General features: G+C 59.3%; 17 protein-coding genes. 5 read left to right on the top strand and 12 right to left on the bottom strand.

All coding sequences use genetic code 11. From position 1 onward, the window contains the following. Positions 1–177: 177 nt before the first annotated feature. From HMPREF2547_RS08600 to HMPREF2547_RS08580, 5 genes are all read right to left on the bottom strand, one after another. Positions 178–345 (bottom strand): DUF3117 domain-containing protein, encoded by a 168-nt coding sequence (locus HMPREF2547_RS08600; protein ID WP_005509573.1) that lies wholly within the window; start codon positions 343–345, stop codon positions 178–180. A 223-nt stretch (positions 346–568) separates the two neighbouring features. Then, positions 569–1,381: a dihydropteroate synthase gene (gene folP / locus HMPREF2547_RS08595; RefSeq protein WP_070605559.1), complete on the bottom strand. Its 813-nt coding sequence runs from the start codon at positions 1,379–1,381 to the stop codon at positions 569–571. A 45-nt stretch (positions 1,382–1,426) separates the two neighbouring features. Continuing rightward, positions 1,427–2,254, bottom strand: a complete 828-nt coding sequence (locus tag HMPREF2547_RS08590) for an LOG family protein (protein ID WP_070605557.1) — start codon at positions 2,252–2,254, stop codon at positions 1,427–1,429. A gap of 69 nt (positions 2,255–2,323) precedes the next feature. Next, complete coding sequence (dapE, locus tag HMPREF2547_RS08585; RefSeq protein ID WP_070549619.1) at positions 2,324–3,460, bottom strand: succinyl-diaminopimelate desuccinylase; 1,137 nt, start codon at positions 3,458–3,460, stop codon at positions 2,324–2,326. A gap of 5 nt (positions 3,461–3,465) precedes the next feature. Then, positions 3,466–4,356 (bottom strand): hypothetical protein, encoded by an 891-nt coding sequence (locus HMPREF2547_RS08580; protein WP_246819666.1) that lies wholly within the window; start codon positions 4,354–4,356, stop codon positions 3,466–3,468. Positions 4,357–4,439: 83 nt separating this feature from the next. On the opposite strand from HMPREF2547_RS08580, the gene HMPREF2547_RS08575 reads away from it, so the two are divergent. From HMPREF2547_RS08575 to dapD, 3 genes are all read left to right on the top strand, one after another. After that, positions 4,440–5,432 carry a 2,3,4,5-tetrahydropyridine-2,6-dicarboxylate N-succinyltransferase gene (locus HMPREF2547_RS08575; RefSeq protein ID WP_016422397.1) on the top strand — a complete coding sequence of 331 codons (993 nt, stop codon included), beginning with the start codon at positions 4,440–4,442 and terminating at the stop codon, positions 5,430–5,432. Positions 5,433–5,556: 124 nt separating this feature from the next. After that, positions 5,557–6,960 carry an amino acid permease gene (locus tag HMPREF2547_RS08570; protein WP_172620259.1) on the top strand — a complete coding sequence of 468 codons (1,404 nt, stop codon included), beginning with the start codon at positions 5,557–5,559 and terminating at the stop codon, positions 6,958–6,960. A gap of 116 nt (positions 6,961–7,076) precedes the next feature. Then, positions 7,077–8,048 carry a 2,3,4,5-tetrahydropyridine-2,6-dicarboxylate N-succinyltransferase gene (dapD, locus tag HMPREF2547_RS08565; RefSeq protein WP_070605551.1) on the top strand — a complete coding sequence of 324 codons (972 nt, stop codon included), beginning with the start codon at positions 7,077–7,079 and terminating at the stop codon, positions 8,046–8,048. Here dapD and HMPREF2547_RS08560 read toward each other — a convergent pair. The 7 genes from HMPREF2547_RS08560 to typA all read right to left on the bottom strand — a co-directional run bounded on the left by HMPREF2547_RS08560 (position 8,041) and on the right by typA (position 16,429). Next, on the bottom strand, positions 8,041–8,985 hold the full coding sequence (locus tag HMPREF2547_RS08560; RefSeq protein WP_070605549.1) for a pseudouridine synthase: 945 nt from the start codon (positions 8,983–8,985) through the stop codon (positions 8,041–8,043). The genes dapD and HMPREF2547_RS08560 overlap by 8 nt on opposite strands. Before the next feature lie 90 nt (positions 8,986–9,075). Next, positions 9,076–10,203, bottom strand: coding sequence for a succinyldiaminopimelate transaminase (dapC, locus tag HMPREF2547_RS08555; RefSeq protein WP_070605547.1), 1,128 nt, complete (start codon positions 10,201–10,203; stop codon positions 9,076–9,078). A gap of 53 nt (positions 10,204–10,256) precedes the next feature. Then, positions 10,257–10,580, bottom strand: a complete 324-nt coding sequence (gene fdxA / locus HMPREF2547_RS08550; protein ID WP_005509435.1) for a ferredoxin — start codon at positions 10,578–10,580, stop codon at positions 10,257–10,259. A 232-nt stretch (positions 10,581–10,812) separates the two neighbouring features. After that, positions 10,813–11,334 carry a hypothetical protein gene (locus HMPREF2547_RS08545; protein WP_069358854.1) on the bottom strand — a complete coding sequence of 174 codons (522 nt, stop codon included), beginning with the start codon at positions 11,332–11,334 and terminating at the stop codon, positions 10,813–10,815. Further along, complete coding sequence (mshB, locus tag HMPREF2547_RS08540; protein ID WP_070605545.1) at positions 11,327–12,280, bottom strand: N-acetyl-1-D-myo-inositol-2-amino-2-deoxy-alpha-D-glucopyranoside deacetylase; 954 nt, start codon at positions 12,278–12,280, stop codon at positions 11,327–11,329. The genes HMPREF2547_RS08545 and mshB overlap by 8 nt, the downstream gene beginning before the upstream one ends. A gap of 8 nt (positions 12,281–12,288) precedes the next feature. Further along, positions 12,289–14,433, bottom strand: a complete 2,145-nt coding sequence (locus tag HMPREF2547_RS08535) for an ABC transporter family substrate-binding protein (RefSeq protein ID WP_070605543.1) — start codon at positions 14,431–14,433, stop codon at positions 12,289–12,291. A gap of 82 nt (positions 14,434–14,515) precedes the next feature. Beyond that, the gene (gene typA, locus HMPREF2547_RS08530) at positions 14,516–16,429 is read right to left on the bottom strand and encodes a translational GTPase TypA (RefSeq protein WP_016422389.1); all 1,914 of its coding nucleotides are present in this window, start codon (positions 16,427–16,429) and stop codon (positions 14,516–14,518) included. 636 nt (positions 16,430–17,065) lie between these two features. Between typA and HMPREF2547_RS08525 the strand changes: the two genes are divergently transcribed. Further along, positions 17,066–17,758, top strand: a complete 693-nt coding sequence (locus tag HMPREF2547_RS08525) for an Rv1157c family protein (RefSeq protein WP_049193655.1) — start codon at positions 17,066–17,068, stop codon at positions 17,756–17,758. 96 nt (positions 17,759–17,854) lie between these two features. Then, positions 17,855–18,499 (top strand): ribonuclease FAU-1 family protein, encoded by a 645-nt coding sequence (locus HMPREF2547_RS08520; RefSeq protein ID WP_070605537.1) that lies wholly within the window; start codon positions 17,855–17,857, stop codon positions 18,497–18,499. Positions 18,500–18,516 lie beyond the last annotated feature (17 nt).

The raw sequence follows: 18,516 nt of genomic DNA, 5'->3' as shown, positions 1-18,516 counted from the left end.
CATAAACTCGCACAGTTTCACATTTGCAGCCCGTACTTTTTGTTCATAACCCCTCCATTCGAGCCGTTATCACCTGAAGAAGAAAAGGCGACCTACACCACCTGTGTAGGTCGCCGCTGGGTCAAAACCGGACAGGCTCGCCTCTACCCGGCCTCTACCCGATACCCCACTACTCTGCTACTCCACTACTGCTACAAGCTCTGCACCGAGCTCCTTGGCTTCCTCCGGGGACAGTTCCACCACCAGGCGCCCACCACCATCTGCGGGGACGCGCATTACAATCTTCTTGCCCTCTTTGACTGCCTCCAGCGGACCATCACCGGTACGCGGCTTCATTGCTGCCATGTGAACTCCTTCGTTCTAAGACAATGTCGATGCAGGAGACGACCAACCACCCCAGCTTGGCTGTGGTAGCCAAGAGATTGACAATCCCGGTTCAAGACCTCGGTCTAAGACCCCGGCTCAAGATCCCGGTTTAGAATCCCTGTCGGCATTTTCGACTACTTCTCTTCATCATAGTCCTTTGTTTCACGCAGCGGCATGGGTGAAGCGCCTCAAACTACGCCCCTTACACCAGCCCACGCACCGGATGCAGTGGTGCAAAATCACCGGAAATAGCCAGAGTCATACGGCAAACATCAAGAGTTTCGGACACCTGATGCGAACGGAACACCGCAACACCGGCAGCTGCCGCATGGGCGGTCGCAGCCAAGGTGCCGGGCACACGCTGCTCGACCGGGCGGTCCAAAGTCTCACCGACGAAGTCCTTATTCGACAGCGCCATGAGCACTGGCCAGCCTGTAGCCACGAGCTCATTGCAGCGCCGCAGAAGTTCGAGGCCGTGGTAGGTGTTCTTGCCGAAGTCGTGGGTGGGATCGATGAGGATGCGGTCCTCCGGCACGCCAGCGTCCACTGCCCTCTGGGCGAGCTTGCCGGTTTCTGAGATGACATCGTCCACGACGTCGTCGTAACGCACGCGAATCGGATTGGTGCGTGGCAGTGCCCCACCGGTGTGCGAGCAGACGTAACCCATCCCGTGGGCGCCCGCGACTTCCAGCAGCTCCGGGTCATGGCCTGCCCAAGTGTCGTTGATGAGGTTGGCGCCAGCTTTGATGGCGGCTTCCCCGACTTCGGCGCGCCAGGTGTCGACGCTTATGTGCAGGTCAGGATAGCGCTCGCGAACCTTCGCGATGGTCGGCACCACGCGCTCAATTTCCTCGGCAACAGTTACTTCCGCACCGATACCGGCCTTGACGCCGCCGATGTCAACAATGCCTGCGCCTGCCGCAACAACTTCGTCGACGCGAGCGAGCGCGGCCTCCTCCGCAGCCGTTGCGCCACGGTCATAGAAGGAATCCGGGGTGCGATTGACGATGGCCATCACCGTCGGCACCGCGGAGTCCTGATAAAAACTCCGCACAGCGTCTTACCTCTCGCTGAAGCGACGGACTCGGCGGAGCTTTTCGCGAACGTCGGAGGTCTGCTCGCACTCTTCCATCAGCTTTTCGTGCGCGGCCTCGATGTACTCGACCGCTTCTTCAATGGAGTCGGTGACCAGGAAAAGGTCCATATCTGTCGGAGAAATCAGCTCCATGGCCACGAGTTTCTCGCGCATCCAATCAACCAGCCCCGACCAGAACTCAGTACCCAGCAGCACGATTGGGTGATTTTCCACCTTCTCGGTCTGCACCATCACCAGTGACTCAAAGAGTTCATCGAGCGTGCCGAATCCACCCGGCAGACAGATAAACGCCTGCGAGTACTTCAGGAACATGGTCTTACGCACGAAGAAGTAGCGGAAGTTCATGCCCAGGTCGACCCAGTCATTCAAGTGCTGCTCGTGCGGCAGCTCAATGCCCAGCCCAATGGACAGGCCGTCGGCGTCGTAACAGCCGCGGTTGGCGGCTTCCATGATGCCCGGGCCGCCGCCAGTGATGGTCGCGTAACCCGCCTCCGCCAGTGCCTTGCCCAGGTCGAAGCCCCACTGGTAGTACGGGCTGTCCTCTGGCAGACGTGCCGAACCATACACCGTCACCGCCGGCGGAATCTCCGCCAACGCACCAAAGCCGTCAACGAACTCCGATTGAATGCGCAGCACACGCCAGGTGTCGTTGTGCAGCCAGTCCGTGTTCGGATTGTGTGACAACAGCCTGCGGTCGGTCGTAGACGCCTGCGGTTCGCCCGCCTGTCGGATTGCGATTGGGCCGCGGAGTGCACGGCGCTTAGCTGGGGACGGAGTACGTACAGGTTTCATAACCTCACAATGTATGCCAGCAATGACATACGCGCACCCGCTCAGCGAGGGCAGGGTGTGATTCTAAGCTCACTCAGCCACCGGCGCGGTGGTCAAGTACCGCCGCAGGTCCTCCCACAGTGCCGTAATGCACTCGACCGGAATCTGCTCGTCTTTCTTGTGGCAGTACGCCGGGTCACCAGGGCCAAAGTTCACCGCAGGAATGCCGAGCGCCGAAAAACGCGCCACGTCGGTCCACCCAAACTTGGGCTTTACGACGTCGCCTGCGACCGCAACCAACTCCTTCGCAGCAGCCGCATGCAGTCCCGGCAGTGCCCCAGGGCTCACATCCTCGACATCGACGGTGAGATCCTCGGCCGCGAACTCGTCGAGCCCCAGCACCTCTCGGAAGTGCTCCATGGCCTCATCGGCGCTGCGGTTGGGCGCGAATCGGAAGTTGACTCGCAGCACCGCCTCGTCGGGAAGCGTATTGGTGGCAACCCCGGCCTCCAGCCAGACGACGTTGAGCCCTTCGCGGTAGGCCAAGCCGTCGATATCCACAGTCTGCGGCTCATAGGCGGCAATACGTGACAGCACAGGTGCTAACTTGTGCACGGCATTGTCGCCGAGCCATGCCCGAGCCGAGTGTGCACGTGTGCCGTGCGCGGTCAGACGCAGGCGAATAGAGCCCTGGCAGCCGGCTTCGATGACATTGCCGCTGGGCTCGCCCAACAGAGCGACATCGCCAGTCAGGAGCTCCGGATGCGACTCACTCAAGTGCCGCAACCCGTTGAACTCCGCGGCGATTTCTTCGCATTCGTACATGATGAGTGTCAGGTCGCGCTGCAACTCCTGGCTTGCCGCCAGCGTCGCAAAAGCATGCAGGTAGACCGCGTCACCGCTTTTCATGTCCACAGTTCCACACCCAAACAGTGTGTCTCGCCCCTGCGCGTCTACCCCACGCGTCGAGGGCACATTGTCCGCAGTCGGCACCGTATCCAGGTGTCCTGCCAAAATCACGCGCTGCGGCAACCCCCGATGGGTCCGCGCAATCACGTTGTTGTCAATGCGCAGGACCTCAATCGACTCATCTGCCTGCGCGACCTCACGCAATGCCGCCTCGACGGCATCCGCAATCGCGGTCTCATTGTGGGACACCGATTCGATGTCCACCAGTGCCGCCGTGAGGTCTACAGGATCTTGGAGCAGATTTAACTTCGATTTCACATCAATTAAGCGTACAAACCATTGTGCGCCAGCGAAACCAGAATTTTGTGATGAATATGCGCCGCACGACCATTGATCGCATCCCCATTGGCGGGCGCGCCACCACCGAGGAACAGCGCCAGCTCATGCGGTTCGGCGGAGGTCACACCAATTCTCCCCTCCGCCGGGCGCTTAAGCCCATCAGCCACCTCAAAGACCAGGGTTTTCGCTCCTTCCGGGAGAGTTTGGGCAATGATTGCCTCCGGAGTTTCGCTTGTCGACGACCCCGGCGCCCGCTCCTCCCCCGCAGAATCGGTCGCCTCTCCGTTTCCGCCATCCTCCTCGACAACGCCCGCGCCGGGACCATAGACCACAGCCACGCGGGAGCCATAGACCGCAATCACCGGACGCAGCTCATTCGTGCTGACAATCACCGTAGAACCGGCCAGCGGCTTACAGACGGCCGCGACAATCTTGGCCGTTGCATGTGGCAGCTGCACTGGGGTGGGATCGATGTCTCGTCGATAAGCAGGACGAAGCGTTTCGGCGACATCGCCCAGCTCATCGCGCTCCCACATCGGCAGGGCATCGATGCGTGCCTGCTGATCGCGGTTCTTGCGCTCCAGCAAAAAGCGGGCAATCATGCCACCGCCGAGCCCCACCGCGATGGCAACTGCGATAACCAGCACAAGACGGTTCGGCGCAATGAGCGCAACCACTGCGGCGATAGCCACACCGACTGCGCCAATTGGCATTGCTCGCGGCGGCAAAACGAAACCAAAGAAGCTGGCTACGGCGAGAATCCAAGCACTCAGCAGTGCGAATCCCACGTAGAAGACCACCGGCAGGGCCAGGACGAAGCCGAGTCCGAGCACACTAACAGCAATGATGAGGCTCACTAAGAACCACTGCTTCATTTTCTGTGTGCTTTCAAGGCCAGCTAGGGGCATAGTTCATCCTTCCGCGAAGATTCCTTAAAGGGATACTAATATTAAGAATCATGATTACATCTGGTGCTGTCGCTACGGGAATCGCCAATATCGCAATGGACGGTACAGTTCTCGATACTTGGTTTCCCGCACCTCAGTTAAGCGATGAGGTCGTAGAATCGAGCACTCACCGGCTCGGCGCCGCTGATTTGACCCCACAGTTGCTTCGTCAGGTGATTTTGGACGAGGATCGCCGCGTGGAGCAGGTGGCAGTGCGCACGTCCATTGAGGATTTGTCCAAGCCTGCTGTCGACCCGCACGATGCCTACCTGCGCCTGCATTTGCTCTCCCACCGCCTGGTTAAGCCGCACCAGCTAAACACCAAGGGCCTCTACGAGTTGCTCCATGTTGTGGCGTGGACCAACAAGGGGCCATGTCTGCCGGACAACTTCGAGCAACTGCGTACCCACTTGCGCGTCCGTGGCCTGATTCACGTCTACGCCATCGACCGCATGCCGCGCATGGTCGATTATGTGCTGCCCGCCGGTGTCCGCATTGCAGAGGCCGAGCGCGTGCGGTTGGGCGCTTATCTTGCACCGGGTACGTCCGTACTGCGCGAGGGATTTGTCTCGCTGAACTCGGGCACTCTGGGCCCATGCAAGATTGAGGGACGTCTATCCTCCGGTGTCGTCATTGGCGCGCACACGAAGGTGGGACTGTCGGCCTCCATCATTGCCGCTCATGACGATTCCGGTCAGCGTAAGCCGCTCACGGTTGGCGAGCGCTGCCACATCGATATCGCGGCCGGCACCGTCGGCGTCAGCCTCGGTAATGACTGCATTATTGACCGAAGCATCCTCATTGCCCCCGATACGCCCATCGATGTCCCCGCGGAGAACCGCCGTATTCAGGCATGGGAAATTTCGGGCCGCGACAACATGCACTTCTACCATCACCCGGACCACTCGGCGGTGTGCGTCCGCCGCACGGAACGCCCGGGCAATGACGAAGGTGCCGCTGCTTTCACTCAGCTTGCCGACGTGCCGGATGAGCTGGCCGGATAACCTACTTTCGGTGCTCTTGAAGACACATTAATTGGCCCCGAAACGGTGAATGGGGGTAAACCCGTAATACGGTTATTGCCCCTGTTATCAGCGAGGTAATGTTTGCGACATGACCGAATCGCAAATTACCTCCACCTCCGGCGAGACAGCTCAGCTGGGCAAGGGGCTGCAGGTTCGACACCTGACCATGATGGGTCTTGGCTCCGCAATCGGTGCCGGTCTTTTCCTTGGTACGGGCGTCGGCATTAAGGCAGCTGGCCCGGGTGTTCTAGTTTCCTATGTCATCGCTGGCTTCATTGTCGTCCTCGTCATGCAGATGCTCGGCGAGATGGCCGCTGCCCGCCCGACACCGGGTAGCTTCTCCACCTATGCCGAGATGGCCTTTGGTTCCTCGGCTGGCTTTGTCCTCGGCTGGCTCTACTGGTTCATGCTCATCATGGTGCTCGGTGCTGAGATCACCGGCGCCGGTGCCATCATGGGTGCGTGGTTCGGTATTCCGGGCTGGATTCCAGGCCTGATCTGTGTTGTCTTCTTCGCTGTAGTGAATTTGGCGAATGTGCGCGGTTTCGGCGAGTTCGAGTTCTGGTTCGCGTTCATCAAGGTCGCGGTGATTATCGCGTTCCTGGTCATTGGCGTTCTTCTTTTCTTCGGTCTGCTGCCAGGCACCAGCTTCGTCGGTACGACGCATATTGCCGAGTCCGGATTCCTCCCGAATGGAGTGTCCGGCATTGCCGCTGGTCTGTTGGCTGTGGCCTTCGCCTTCGGCGGTATCGAGATTGTCACAATCGCCGCTGCTGAGGCTGAAGATCCGCAACGCTCCATCGCTGCTGCTGTCCGCTCGGTGATCTTCCGCATCTCTGTGTTCTACCTGGGCTGCGTGACCGTCATCATCCTGCTGTTGCCGTACTCCCAGATTGACGGCGCTGACTCCGCAGCTGAGTCGCCGTTCACCCAGGTTCTGAAGCAGGCAAACATTCCGGGTGCCGTTGGCTTCATGGAGGCCATTATCGTTCTGGCGCTGCTGTCCGCGTTCAACGCTCAGATTTACGCAACCTCTCGCCTGGTCTACTCGATGTCCACCCGCGGTGAGGCACCGCGCTTCTTCGCCCACACCAATGAGGGCGCAGTTCCGAACCGTGCGGTCATCATGTCGATGGTCTTCGCCTTCGTCTCCGTTGGCCTGCAGGTTGTCTTCGACGGCTCGAGTGTCCTGGTCTTCCTGCTGAACGCTGTCGGCGGCTGCTTGCTGGTGATCTGGCTGGTCATCGCCCTGTCCGAGATTAAGCTGCGCCCGCAGATGGAGGCGAACAACGAGCTTTCCGTTCGCATGTGGGCCTACCCGGCACTGTCCTGGGTAGCGGTCATCCTGATCCTGGGCCTCGCTGTTGGCATGCTCACCGATTCTGGTGCTCGCCAGCAGGTTATCGCCGTTGTGTGTGTCACTGCGTTCCTCGCGGTGCTCGCTGCACTGACTAAGAAGAGCCGCACCGCGGCCCGCGAGGCTCTCGAGTCCAGCGATAGCAACTAGCCGTTAGCAACTGACTGCAGGGCCTAACCACCCTGCTACCCCTATCCGAACATTTCCTTGCTACACATTTGCGGAACACTTTTCATAGATAGGGATATGCCGGTAGCCTGTTTTCCATGAAATTTGGAGCACAAGCTACCGGCATTGCCACTTTTAACAACGATACTGTTCTCGACGTCTGGTTCCCCGCCCCCAAGCTCATCGAGGAGGGCACAGCAACCTCCACCACGACCGGAACCATCGACGCCGACGCACTGCCCGAAGATTTCACCTACCTCGCAGATCTGGCCGTAGCCGATGCGGACCGCGGCACCACCCGCCGTCTGGTCACAGCTACCATCGCTTCACTCGATGACGCACCAGTCGACACCATCGATGCCTACCTGCGTCTCCATCTGCTGTCCCACCGCCTGGCCACCCCCAACAGCATCAACCTGGACGGCATCTTCGGCAAGCTCAACAATGTGGTGTGGACGAATTTTGGCCCCTGTGCTGTCGAAGGCTTCGAGGTAACCCGAGCCAAGCTGTCACGCCGCGGGCCTGTCACCGTCTACTCCATCGATAAATTCCCCCGCATGGTCGACTACGTCACTCCCACCGGAGTCCGCATCGGTGACGCTGACCGCGTGCGCCTTGGAGCCCACCTCGCAGAGGGCACCACAGTCATGCACGAGGGCTTCGTCAACTTCAACGCAGGCACGCTTGGACACTCCATGGTGGAAGGCCGTATCTCCCAGGGCGTCATCGTCGACGACGGCTCCGATATCGGCGGTGGAGCGTCCATCATGGGCACACTATCCGGCGGAGGTAAGGAAGTTGTGTCCGTCGGCAAGCGATGCCTACTCGGTGCGAACGCTGGTCTCGGCATCTCGCTCGGCGATGACTGCGTACTGGAAGCCGGGCTCTACATCACCGCCGGCACCAAGTGTCACGTTGCCCTGGACGGCGTGAAGAAGACGCTCAAGGCCCGCGAGCTTTCGGGCGGATCGAATATGCTCTTCCGCCGCAATTCACTCTCTGGTGCAGTCGAGGTTGTGCCGTGGGCTGCCGAAAAGGTGAAGCTCAGCGCCGATCTGCACGCTAACTAGAAGTGGTCGGCACGTCTGCCGGAGCCATAATATTCCGCGCGCTCCGGTAGGCACGTCGCTCACCTGTGACGGGGTCGATGAACGCCAGTGCGGTCGCCATCAGGCGCAACTGCGGCGTGTACTTTGGCGCGCTGCCCGCGCTTGCCGACGGCTCCTGCGTCCTAACCTCTCGGCCATAAGTGTCCTCACCGAGAATGGGATAGCCTAGCCAGTCCATCGTCGCCCGCAGCTGATGTGTGCGGCCCGTATGGGGCTGTAGCCGCCAGTGCCCCACCTGCATGCGGCTGCCGCAATGCCCGCAACCACAGCCGACTGCATGCAGCGGAATGCTGGCGCTGGTCGCACCACCGCCACGGCTGCTCGCCAGCACATCGCCGATATCCGCTGCTACCGGACCTAGGAAGGTCACTGTTGTGTGTGCGAGCTTGAGCTTGGGATTCTTCGCAGCGGCGCGTGCGGGATCATTGGTTTCCACAACTTTTACTCCGCGCTCTGCCGGGTTGGGGTCGAGCAGGAGTGTGACTTCCCTGCTTTCTCCCGCATGCCAATCATCGGGCATCACGGTGAGGCATTCGTATTCTTTGGTGATTTCCTGGTTTTGGAAAAGCTGCTGGTAGCGCGCACGGGTAGCCAGATTCCGAGAGAGCAACAGCAGCCCGCTGGTCAGCAGGTCCAGACGGTGAACGGCCACAATCTCCGATTCCCCGAGACTACGTCGCAGGCGCTCCTGCACGGTATTGGCCACGATGCGGCCATTGGGGGTCGCTGGCAGAAAAGGTGGCTTGTCTACGACCAAAAACTCATCAGTGTCGGCCACAATTGCCGGCTCAAAGGGGATGTACCCCTCACGCTCGTGAGCGGCGGCATCGACTTGCGCTGCCTGACGGTTCTTCTCAAGTCCCCACCAGGCATCGCGATTGCCTGCGGCACGTCCCACGGCACACTCCCCTTTTTTATGATTTGGTCTATGTCGATGTCGGCACCGTTTGCAGCATTCGGCCTACTCGGGCCAGCACATCTGGCCGAGCTAGCCGCGAATGCGCGCCGCGGCCACTTCGATATCGTTGAGCGTCGCTGTGAGCCCCACCCGCACGTGCTGCGCACCCCTGGGGCCGTAGAAGCTACCCGGCGCGACCAGGATGCCGCGTTCGGCCAACCAATCAACCGTCTGCCAGCAGTCTTCCCTGCGAGTAGCCCACAGATAGAGCCCGCCTTCGGAGTTGTCGATTCGAAAGCCTGCGGCTACCAGTGCATCCCGAAGAATCTCACGGCGGTCCCTGTAGCGCTGCTTTTGTTCGGCCTCGTGGGAGTCGTCGTTAAGCGCCGCGATCGTGGCGTGCTGGATGGGTCCCGGCATCATCAACCCCATGTGACGACGCACGGAAACCAGCTCGGCAATAAGGTCCGCATCGCCGGCGAACCAGCCGGTGCGGTACGACGCCATATTCGACGTCTTGGACAGTGAGTGGATAGCCAGCAGGTTGGTGAAATCACCGTCGCACACTCGCGGGTCGAGAATACTGACTGGCTGTTCAGTCCAACCGAGCCCCAGGTAGCACTCGTCGGAGGCGACGATGACGTCCCGAGCACGAGCCCACTCAACCACCTTGCGCAGGTGTTCAACACCGAGGACCTTGCCGTTGGGGTTGCCCGGGGAATTGATGAACATCAGTGTCGGCGAGGCGGGGCCGATTTGTGTCAGCGAGTCCGCACGCAGCAGCTCAGCGCCCGCAATGCGTACGCCGACCTCGTACGTGGGATATGCCAGTTCCGGAATGACGACGGTATGCCCCGCACCTACGCCAAGGAGGAAGGGAAGCCAGCCAATCGCTTCCTTGGTGCCGATGACTGGAAGCACATTGCCGCCGTTGACCGCTGACTCCAGTCCCGTCACGCCGTAACGGCGCGCCATCGCTGCAACAATCGCCGCGCGTAACTCAGGCGTGCCGACGGTCTGAGGGTAACCCGGTGCGGCAGCGCCTTCGGAAAGGCCCTGCCGGATTATCGAAGCGACTTCATCGACCGGTGTGCCGACCGAGAGATTGACCATGCCCTCTTCATGCGCAGCCGCAGTTGCTTTCGCCTGCGTGAGGGAATCCCACGGAAACTGAGGCAAAAGAGAACCGGGAGTTACGCGCTTGCGGGCAGCTGACATGGGCGGTGATGAAATCCTTCCCGGGAAAGAAATAGGTTTAGTCCTCTGTGGCTTTAGTCTTCTGCCTGTGGCGGCAGAGCTGCCACGAATGGCACATCGAAGTCCTGGGGGCCGAGCTTGGCGGCACCGCCTGGGGAACCCAGCTCATCGAACCAGTCGACATTGGCATCGATGAATTCAACCCACTCATCCGGAACATCGTCTTCGTAGAAGATGGCCTCGACTGGGCAGACCGGCTCACAGGCGCCACAGTCCACGCACTCATCAGGATGAATGTAGAGCATGCGCTTGCCCTCGTAAATGCAGTCAACCGGGCACTCCTCGACACAGGCGCGGTCGAGGACGTCAACACATGGCTGGGCAATGATGTAAGTCATGGTTTTAGGTTTAAGAACCTTTCTCACAAGATATGGGATGAGGCTTTCGCTATCTGTCGATTATGCCGTTCCAACGAGAAACAGAGCAAAATAGACAGAGCGGTATATTCAGATTGGAGTCTACACCCAACGTGGGTGTTGTTATCAACTAGCTCCAGAAAGAGCCACATTGATGCGGGCCTGCCCTGTATCAATTCCTCACCGTCTCCTGCAGTATCCGCTGCGGTTTTCGCTAGAGTGCCCGCAGATGGCGCAGTGGCCAGGCACCGCCCAGCACACCGCAAACAAGCAGCAGCACTGTTCGCAACCACTGCCCCATTGCCAAGTCCCCACCGAAGGGCAGCACTGCCCACAGCAGAATGCCTGCAAAGCCCAGCACCCAGATGACAGTCGGAATTGCAGCTTTGGAGCGATCGCGTGTCCACAGCAACGCTGTGTTGGTGATAATCAGATTGGCAATATAGGCCAGCGGAATGGTCCACGGCAACGGAATAGCAACCGAGCCGATGGTAATCCACACTCCGAGGAAAACTACTTCAATCACCAACGCTGCCAACGCAGCCAGCGACAGCCAGACTAGCGCTACTGTGACCTCCCCCTGATGGAAGTTCTCGCGTGGCTGCGAACGTTCCGGGTCACCCCAATAGCGCTCATCCCCGAATGTGCGCTTTTCAATACTCAAGCGCTCGTTCTTCAACTTTCCGCCAGCAGCGTTAATCAAGTCTTCGCTTTCGTGAGGCTGAGGGTTACTCATCGTCCGCACTCCCCTCCGCTTCCAGATCCACGCTCGGTACAGAGTCGACGCTCGCTACCGGCTCTGGCGGTAATTGGATATTCACCAGCTCCCCCAGCTCTTCCAGGGACGCAGCGGTCGCCGTACCAAAACGGTATGCCTCAGTCGGTGTCACCGGCTGACACAGCAAATTGGAAAACGCCCAGACGGCTCGCGCACGACCAGAGCCGTCGGTCTGCCCATAGACAGCATCAGGATTGACCTCGCTAACGGAACCATCGGCGAACCACACTTGTGTCGCATGCGCGCGCATGGCCTCAACCTTGGCAGCCACAGCGGCATCATCCAGCTGAACCTCGAAACGGCCGGTCACGGTAGCGAAGTCGTCGACATCGCATGCCTGCCAGCTCTCCGGCACCACGGTAATGGCATCCAGCCCCGCCACCATTGCCTCACGATCGGTGACCGCCCACAGCGTCGGAAAGCGATTTCCGCACGCCGCGACAGTGATATCGTGTGCGCGAATGTGGTCCGGGTGCCCATAGCCACCATCGGCATCGTAGGTAATGACCAGGTCTGGCTGCAGCTCATCGAGGATGGTGCGAAGCTGGGCTACCGCCTCATCACCTGAGTTCATGAACGCACGGGGATGCTCATTACCCTTGTCCCCTGCCATACCGGAATCACGCCAACGCCCGGCACCACCGAGGAAACGTGGCGCATTGTCTGGGCTATTGGCCCCCAGCGCACGCAGCGCCGAGCGCAACTCGGCGACGCGGAAACCGCCCAACTGGTCAGCTTCATCAGCAACTAGCCCCTGGTACGGCGCGCCGATGACCTCTCCCAGCTCGCCCATCGTGCAGGTCACTACGCTTACCGACGCTCCGGAACGCGCGGCAGCCGCAATCAAACCACCTGTCCAAATGGACTCGTCATCTGGATGTGCGTGAACAAAAAGTAACTTCACGGACTTTCTTACTTCCCCTTGTTCTCCTGGTCGATGTTATCGCGGCCATCTTGGTTCTGACCCGAACCGTCCTGCTCTGTATCTTCGCGCGGATTATCTCTCGTCTGAGAATTCTCAGACGATTCTCGAGCCCCACTCTGTGTCGAGACACGGCGAACCTCGCCCAGAACACCGAGGCGGCCCAACACTGGGTCATCGGTCCACTGCGAAGAGTCCCTCCTCCCGGTAATTGTAATTTCCGGGCTGACCACCGTCAGCAAGCCGTCTTTCACCAAGGTCAGCTCGATACTGTGGCCAGCAATGATATCGGCGAGTTCAGCGGGCAACGCAGAACTGTCGGGAGCGAGCAGCTCATCAATCTGTGGGTCACAAAGACCGGAGAGATTCTCGCTCCGAGCAGCCGATTTCGGAGCAACTGGTACTCCATTTAGGTCAGCCGGCTCCGCTGAGGTAGAAGATTTGGACTGTTCAGATGGTGTTGTCCCGTCCAACGAGCCCTGCTCTTCAGCACTCTTTTCCCGATCTCCACTTGGCGCAGGCCTTGTCGAACTATCGACGAGCTCAGAATCAGACTCGGACTCAGACTCAGCAGCCGACTCTGCGCCCGCTTCGTCCAGGTCCTTCGGCGGCAGCGAACTGACCGAGCCTTCCGTACACACATAGCGTTCCCGGGCCGCCTGGACAGAATTGGGCTGCTCTGCCCATGCCACCACGGCATCGACAGTTCCGTAGGGCAACGAAGACCGCAGCATGTCCGCCGGAGAATACGAAACAACGGTGGCGGGGATACCAGCTGCAGTCAACTGGTCAGCGACCGCAAAAGCCGCAGCGCGTGCCGCTATACCGTCGCTGATGATGCCAATTCGTAGCGGATTGTCCTCAGTAAAACCAGCCTGTGGTGTCTCGAATCGCTCCTGGTCACCACCGTCACCAGAACCACCCGCAATTCGGCGCCCGGTGGCCACCTCTGAGACCTCTGCAACGTTGATGGTGCTCAGAATGGCCCGGCGGACGGATTCGTCGGCAAGCCTGCTCGACGCGAGATTGGTACTGAAAACCAGTTCCCGGTTCGGCTCATGGAAGAACTCAGCAACACCGGGGACCAGACCGTACGTCAGCTCAGAGGTCTCCGTCGGACGGACCTGCACGGCATGGATCTGCTTCGAACGCAGTTGCTCCGCACCATCGATGGCACTACGCATGGCACGCAGCGTAATAACCTCCGAGGCTGCTGGCTGCTCACCCCAGTAGCGGTCATTTCGAACCAGTCGAATGATGTTGCGGCCGACATCCATCGACTCGACGGTGTACTGCCCACCGGAGGCCGGCAAACGGCTGGCCAGCCCTTCGGAAAAACCATCAGTGTTCGACCGCATCAAATGCGCTGGCAAGAGATGTGCAAACAGGCGCTGCCAATGCGTAATCGGCTGAGTGAACGTCACATCAATCTGACGGCCACCGTCGGAGACATCAATGGATTTAATCAGCTCATAAGTCGCCGTATCCAGCGATCCTGGCGTGGACGTGACTTGGGAAAATAGGTAGCGGAAGTCCTCGCCACTGATTGGCGTGCCATCGCTCCACTGCGCCCCTTTTCGAATGCGGTAGCGGACATGCTCTGCCGCTACCGTCGGATCCGTGATGTCAACATCGGCCGCTTTCCCGTTTCCAGCTCCGTTTCTGGCGTCACCGTCTTTGCTGTCATCACTCTCGATGACCTGCACGGAATCCAGCAAGTCGGAGTTGAGAAGCCATTGGGGAGCTCCTGCCGAGCGAGCATTGGCAGCGTTATCCACCACTCCGGGAGCTTGCGCGGCGGCACTAGCGTCACCAGCCTCGCCCTCTACCGGCGCAGGGGTGAAAACACTAGGCAGTGTCAGTCGCGCTACCAGGCTGGTCACCGGGGAGACGTCGGCAAGCAAATGCGGATTGAAGCCTTCGACAAACTCGTCGACACCGACCGTGACTTCACGCATCTTTTTGGCCTGGTCAGCGGTGTCTTCCTGCTGCACCGGCGCTTCCTGCTGCCCGGGCACAGTCGGAGCGTCCGAGGGGCGAGCCATGCACGAAGACGCCAAAGCCGCCGTCACGCAGAGTGTCGATGCTACGAAAAATCGACGAGAAGCTGCGTGACGACGGCTGCGAATAAACATATCCACGAGATTACTCGACACCTGACCGAGTCAGTTACCCCGAGACTGGTTTTCAGGTGGCCCAGTCCCCTACCAACCCGAATTACTTCTTATTCATGGCCTTCGCGCGGGAACGAGCGCGAGCGCGATCGGTGGCGCTGAGGATCTGCTTGCGTACGCGAATGCCCTCCGGGGTGACCTCAACGCACTCGTCAGCACCACAGAACTCCATAGCCTCATCGAGGGAAAGCTTGTGCGCCTTCTCCAGAGTCACGGTCGCATCAGCCGAGGCTGCGCGCATATTGGTCAGCTTCTTTTCCTTGGTGATGTTGATGTCCATGTCCTCATCACGCGGATTCTGGCCAACGACCATGCCCTCGTAAGCCTGGTCACCCGGCTCGACGAAGAAGGTGCCGCGGTCAGAAAGCTGAATCAGTGCGTAAGCGGTGATCTGGCCGGTACGGTCAGCCACCAACGATCCTGTCGGACGGTCCTTAATCTCACCAGCCCACTCGCCGTAGCCGGCCGAGTAGTGATTGGCGATACCGGTGCCCTTGGTCTCCGTCATGAAAGTAGTGCGGAAGCCAATCAGACCGCGGGACGGAATGAGGAACTCCATGCGCACCCAACCGGTGCCCTGGTTACCCATCTGCTCCATGCGCCCCTTACGAGCCGCCATCAGCTGAGTGACAGCACCCAGGTGCTCTTCAGGAACATCAATGGTCAGGTGCTCGTACGGCTCCTGAACCTTGCCGTCGACGGTCTTGGTAACAACCTGCGGCTTACCGACGGTCAGCTCAAAGCCCTCACGACGCATAGTTTCAACCAGAACGGACAGCGCCATTTCACCACGGCCCTGCACCTCCCAGGCATCCGGGCGCTCGGTCGGCAGCACGCGCAGCGAGACGTTACCAATCAACTCCTGGTCCAGGCGGGCCTTGACCATACGAGCGGTCAGCTTATCGCCACCACCCTGGCCTGCCAGTGGCGAGGTGTTCACGCCGATCGTCATAGAAATAGCCGGCTCATCGACCAGGATGCGCGGCAGCGGGTCCGGATGCTCGGCATCACAGAGAGAGTCACCGATCATGACCTCGTCGATACCGGAGATAGCGGCGATGTCACCAGCAATGGCCTCTTCAGCAGGTACGCGGGTCACGCCGACGGTACGCAGCAGCTCCGCGACCTTCGCATTCTTGACATGCTCATTGCCCTCGGAGTCGTAATGAATCCACGAAATCTGCTGTCCCTTGCGGATACGGCCCTTATGGATACGAATCAGACCAATTCGACCGAGGAAGGAGCTGGAGTCCAGGTTGGTAACCTGCGCCTGCAGCGGGGCATCAATCTCAGCGGACGGCTCCGGGAGCACCTCGGTGATGACGTCGAACAGCGGCTGCAGGTTCTCAGACTCCGGCAAGTTGCCGTTACCCGGGTTCTCGGTAGAAGCCTTACCGGCACGACCAGAGGCATAGAGAACCGGCAGCTCAAGGTTGCGCTCAGCGACCTCAGCAGCTTCCGGGTCTTCCAGGGTGGAGGCTAGCTCGAGCAGCAGATCCTGTGCTTCCTCGACAACCTCGTCGATACGTGCATCTGGGCGGTCAGTCTTATTGACCACGATAATCACCGGCATGCAGGCAGCAAGCGCCTTGCCCAGGACGAAGCGGGTCTGCGGCAGCGGACCTTCAGAGGAGTCGATCAGCAGCACGACACCGTCAACCATGGACAGTGCGCGCTCCACCTCGCCACCAAAGTCGGCGTGACCAGGGGTGTCAATGACGTTGATGATGAGGTCTTCGCCGTTCTTGCCCTCACCTTTTCGGCGAATAGCGGTGTTCTTCGCCAAGATGGTGATGCCCTTTTCCTTTTCAAGGTCACCAGAGTCCATCACTCGGTCTGCAACTTCTTCGTGGTCGCTGAAAACGCCGGACTGCTCCAGCATGGCGTTCACGAGAGTGGTCTTGCCATGGTCGACGTGTGCGACAATGGCGACATTACGGAACTCGGTATCGCTCACAGGCGGATAGCTCCTAACAAGCTAAGAGGACTAAAAGGAAAAAGATACGGCCTTGCTCTAAAGGACTGTCTTTACGACTGCCTTTAACGCCCCGCATCAACGCGTAATAAAGCGTTCTACAGTGTACTCCTTCTTAATGCCCCTGCACATCTGGCAGAGATTCTCGCAACCCCGAGCACCTATCCGTCATGCAAAGTGGCACTGCCGCGCCACCCTTAGGGATAAATTACCCCCTTACTGCACCCCCGCTTTACCGACAGCCATAACGGCATATCCGCCAGCGCCACAACGCTTCACGACGGCAATCTCTCAGCCCACCATGTGATAGATGTGACCAAATGCCATAGTTGTAACCCCACGGGATGAGACTTGACTTCACCCACTTACACGCTGCGAAACACCATTAACCCCATGCGTACGCATTGCGCCTCAATTGTCACAATCATCTCGTTCTACACCAAGAACCACTTTAATTGACTTGCGACACGCGGGAATCCGTGCGTTAATCTCCTGAGAAGATTCTGAACATTTCTTTTTCAAATCTTTCCATTTCACGTTGGAGTCGTTCTAAGATGAGCAACGATTCCGAAATTTTGATTCCGACTCCAATAGCCCACGAATGAGAGGTTCTTCACCGTGGTTTCGACTGGACGCTCCTTCCTGCGCCGTGCCGCAGCGACCTTGGGTGCAGCTGCAATTCTCACTGCGGGCATGACTCCCGCCGCTTCTGCTTCCCCGTCGCTGGACTCCCTGAACATCGCTTCGCCGAATCTCTACGGCAACGCGCGCGACATCATTAACTCCCCAGGCGTTCCTGAGGAAATTTCCAGCGCACTGAACAAGGGAATTGACTTCCTGACTGGTGAGGGCGAGGGCGAGCCGGGCTTCAAGGTTCCGGAAGGTGCCCCGAAGACCAACCAGTTCCTGCTACCTACTGTTGCCGACAAGTGCATCGGCGGCGAAGGTCGTTCCTTCGGCCTGGCCACTACCGTTCCGGGCCCGGCAGACCTGCCTCTGCCAGGTGTTCCAGAAAACCAGCTTGGCTTTATTTTCACTGGCCTGGGCACCAAGCAGCTGGCTAAGCAGCAGGACACAGAGATGAATGTCTATTGGGTCAACGTTGCTAACGGCAAGTACGGCAAGACCACCCTGGAGAACAACGGCATCAACGCCGAGAAGGGCCCGGGCGCTGTCAACGGCACCGCCGACACGGGCAAGGGCGTGGTCATCGCTGTCATGCAGGGCGGCATCACCACTCAGGAAGAGCCTGGTCCGACCAACTGCAACTACACCCCGACCGCCGGCGTCTTCCCGGTCGGCCTGAACTAAGTTTTTCTAGTTCTCCCCTAGCCCTTTTTGCATCACGTATGCAGAAAGGGCTTTTCTATGCCCAAAAAGGCAGCCTCCACACGTTAAGGTATTCGCATGTCCACTTCACCGGCCACTTCGGCTTCGACCGCGGCAGCTCCTGCGCTCTCCCCAATTCGCTCGAGTCAGGACACACATCCTCCGAAAGTCGAGACCTTTGACCTACGTGAAATGGTCAACACCGACCCCAAGGGCTTTCAGCGCAATGTCGATGAGTTCCGAACTCTCACACCCAGCCGCCTTTATATGCGCCGTGGGATGGATCATCCAAAGTTTGGATATCTAGAGTCATTCCTGCTTGCCGACGAAGGGTTGCGCATCAGCATTTATCACTTCCGCCCGGGCGTGAAGGTAGAACACCAACGCTACGTCGATATTGTCAGCATCGACCGGACTGATCCGCAGTGCTGGCGTATGACCGATTTGTACCTCGACATCCTGCAGGCACCGACCGACTCTGAGGCCATAGCTCCCCTACCCGTCGATGCGGCCACACAGATTCGAGTTGAAGATGTCGACGAGCTTGTCGCTGCCCACACTCAGGGACTGATTAGCGATGAACTCACCGAGTTCGCCATCGAGACCACGCTGACTGCACGCGCCGCAATCGCCGCACACGGTGACAACATTGATGCGTGGATGCAGACTTTGAACCTCGATGCGACGTGGGCTGATGCCGTTGAGCTTTCGCCTGCGGCCTAGAACGACCACCTCAACAA

It is taken from the genome of Corynebacterium sp. HMSC055G02, from assembly GCF_001809065.1.
GTDB classification, from domain to species: domain Bacteria; phylum Actinomycetota; class Actinomycetes; order Mycobacteriales; family Mycobacteriaceae; genus Corynebacterium; species Corynebacterium jeikeium_D.
This window is presented reverse-complemented; position numbering and strand designations above follow the sequence as displayed.

What these genes read in the sequence shown, in the direction of transcription:
- HMPREF2547_RS08580 (WP_246819666.1), bottom strand. Translation starts at nt 4,356, where the DNA reads ATGAAGCAGTGGTTCTTAGTGAGCCTCATCATTGCTGTTAGTGTGCTC.
- HMPREF2547_RS08520 (WP_070605537.1), top strand. Translation starts at nt 17,855, where the DNA reads ATGTCCACTTCACCGGCCACTTCGGCTTCGACCGCGGCAGCTCCTGCG.
- dapC (WP_070605547.1), bottom strand. Translation starts at nt 10,203, where the DNA reads ATGTCAGCTGCCCGCAAGCGCGTAACTCCCGGTTCTCTTTTGCCTCAG.
- HMPREF2547_RS08545 (WP_069358854.1), bottom strand. Translation starts at nt 11,334, where the DNA reads ATGAGTAACCCTCAGCCTCACGAAAGCGAAGACTTGATTAACGCTGCT.
- folP (WP_070605559.1), bottom strand. Translation starts at nt 1,381, where the DNA reads ATGGCCATCGTCAATCGCACCCCGGATTCCTTCTATGACCGTGGCGCA.
- HMPREF2547_RS08600 (WP_005509573.1), bottom strand. Translation starts at nt 345, where the DNA reads ATGGCAGCAATGAAGCCGCGTACCGGTGATGGTCCGCTGGAGGCAGTC.
- fdxA (WP_005509435.1), bottom strand. Translation starts at nt 10,580, where the DNA reads ATGACTTACATCATTGCCCAGCCATGTGTTGACGTCCTCGACCGCGCC.
- HMPREF2547_RS08590 (WP_070605557.1), bottom strand. Translation starts at nt 2,254, where the DNA reads ATGAAACCTGTACGTACTCCGTCCCCAGCTAAGCGCCGTGCACTCCGC.
- HMPREF2547_RS08535 (WP_070605543.1), bottom strand. Translation starts at nt 14,433, where the DNA reads ATGTTTATTCGCAGCCGTCGTCACGCAGCTTCTCGTCGATTTTTCGTA.
- HMPREF2547_RS08575 (WP_016422397.1), top strand. Translation starts at nt 4,440, where the DNA reads ATGATTACATCTGGTGCTGTCGCTACGGGAATCGCCAATATCGCAATG.
- dapD (WP_070605551.1), top strand. Translation starts at nt 7,077, where the DNA reads ATGAAATTTGGAGCACAAGCTACCGGCATTGCCACTTTTAACAACGAT.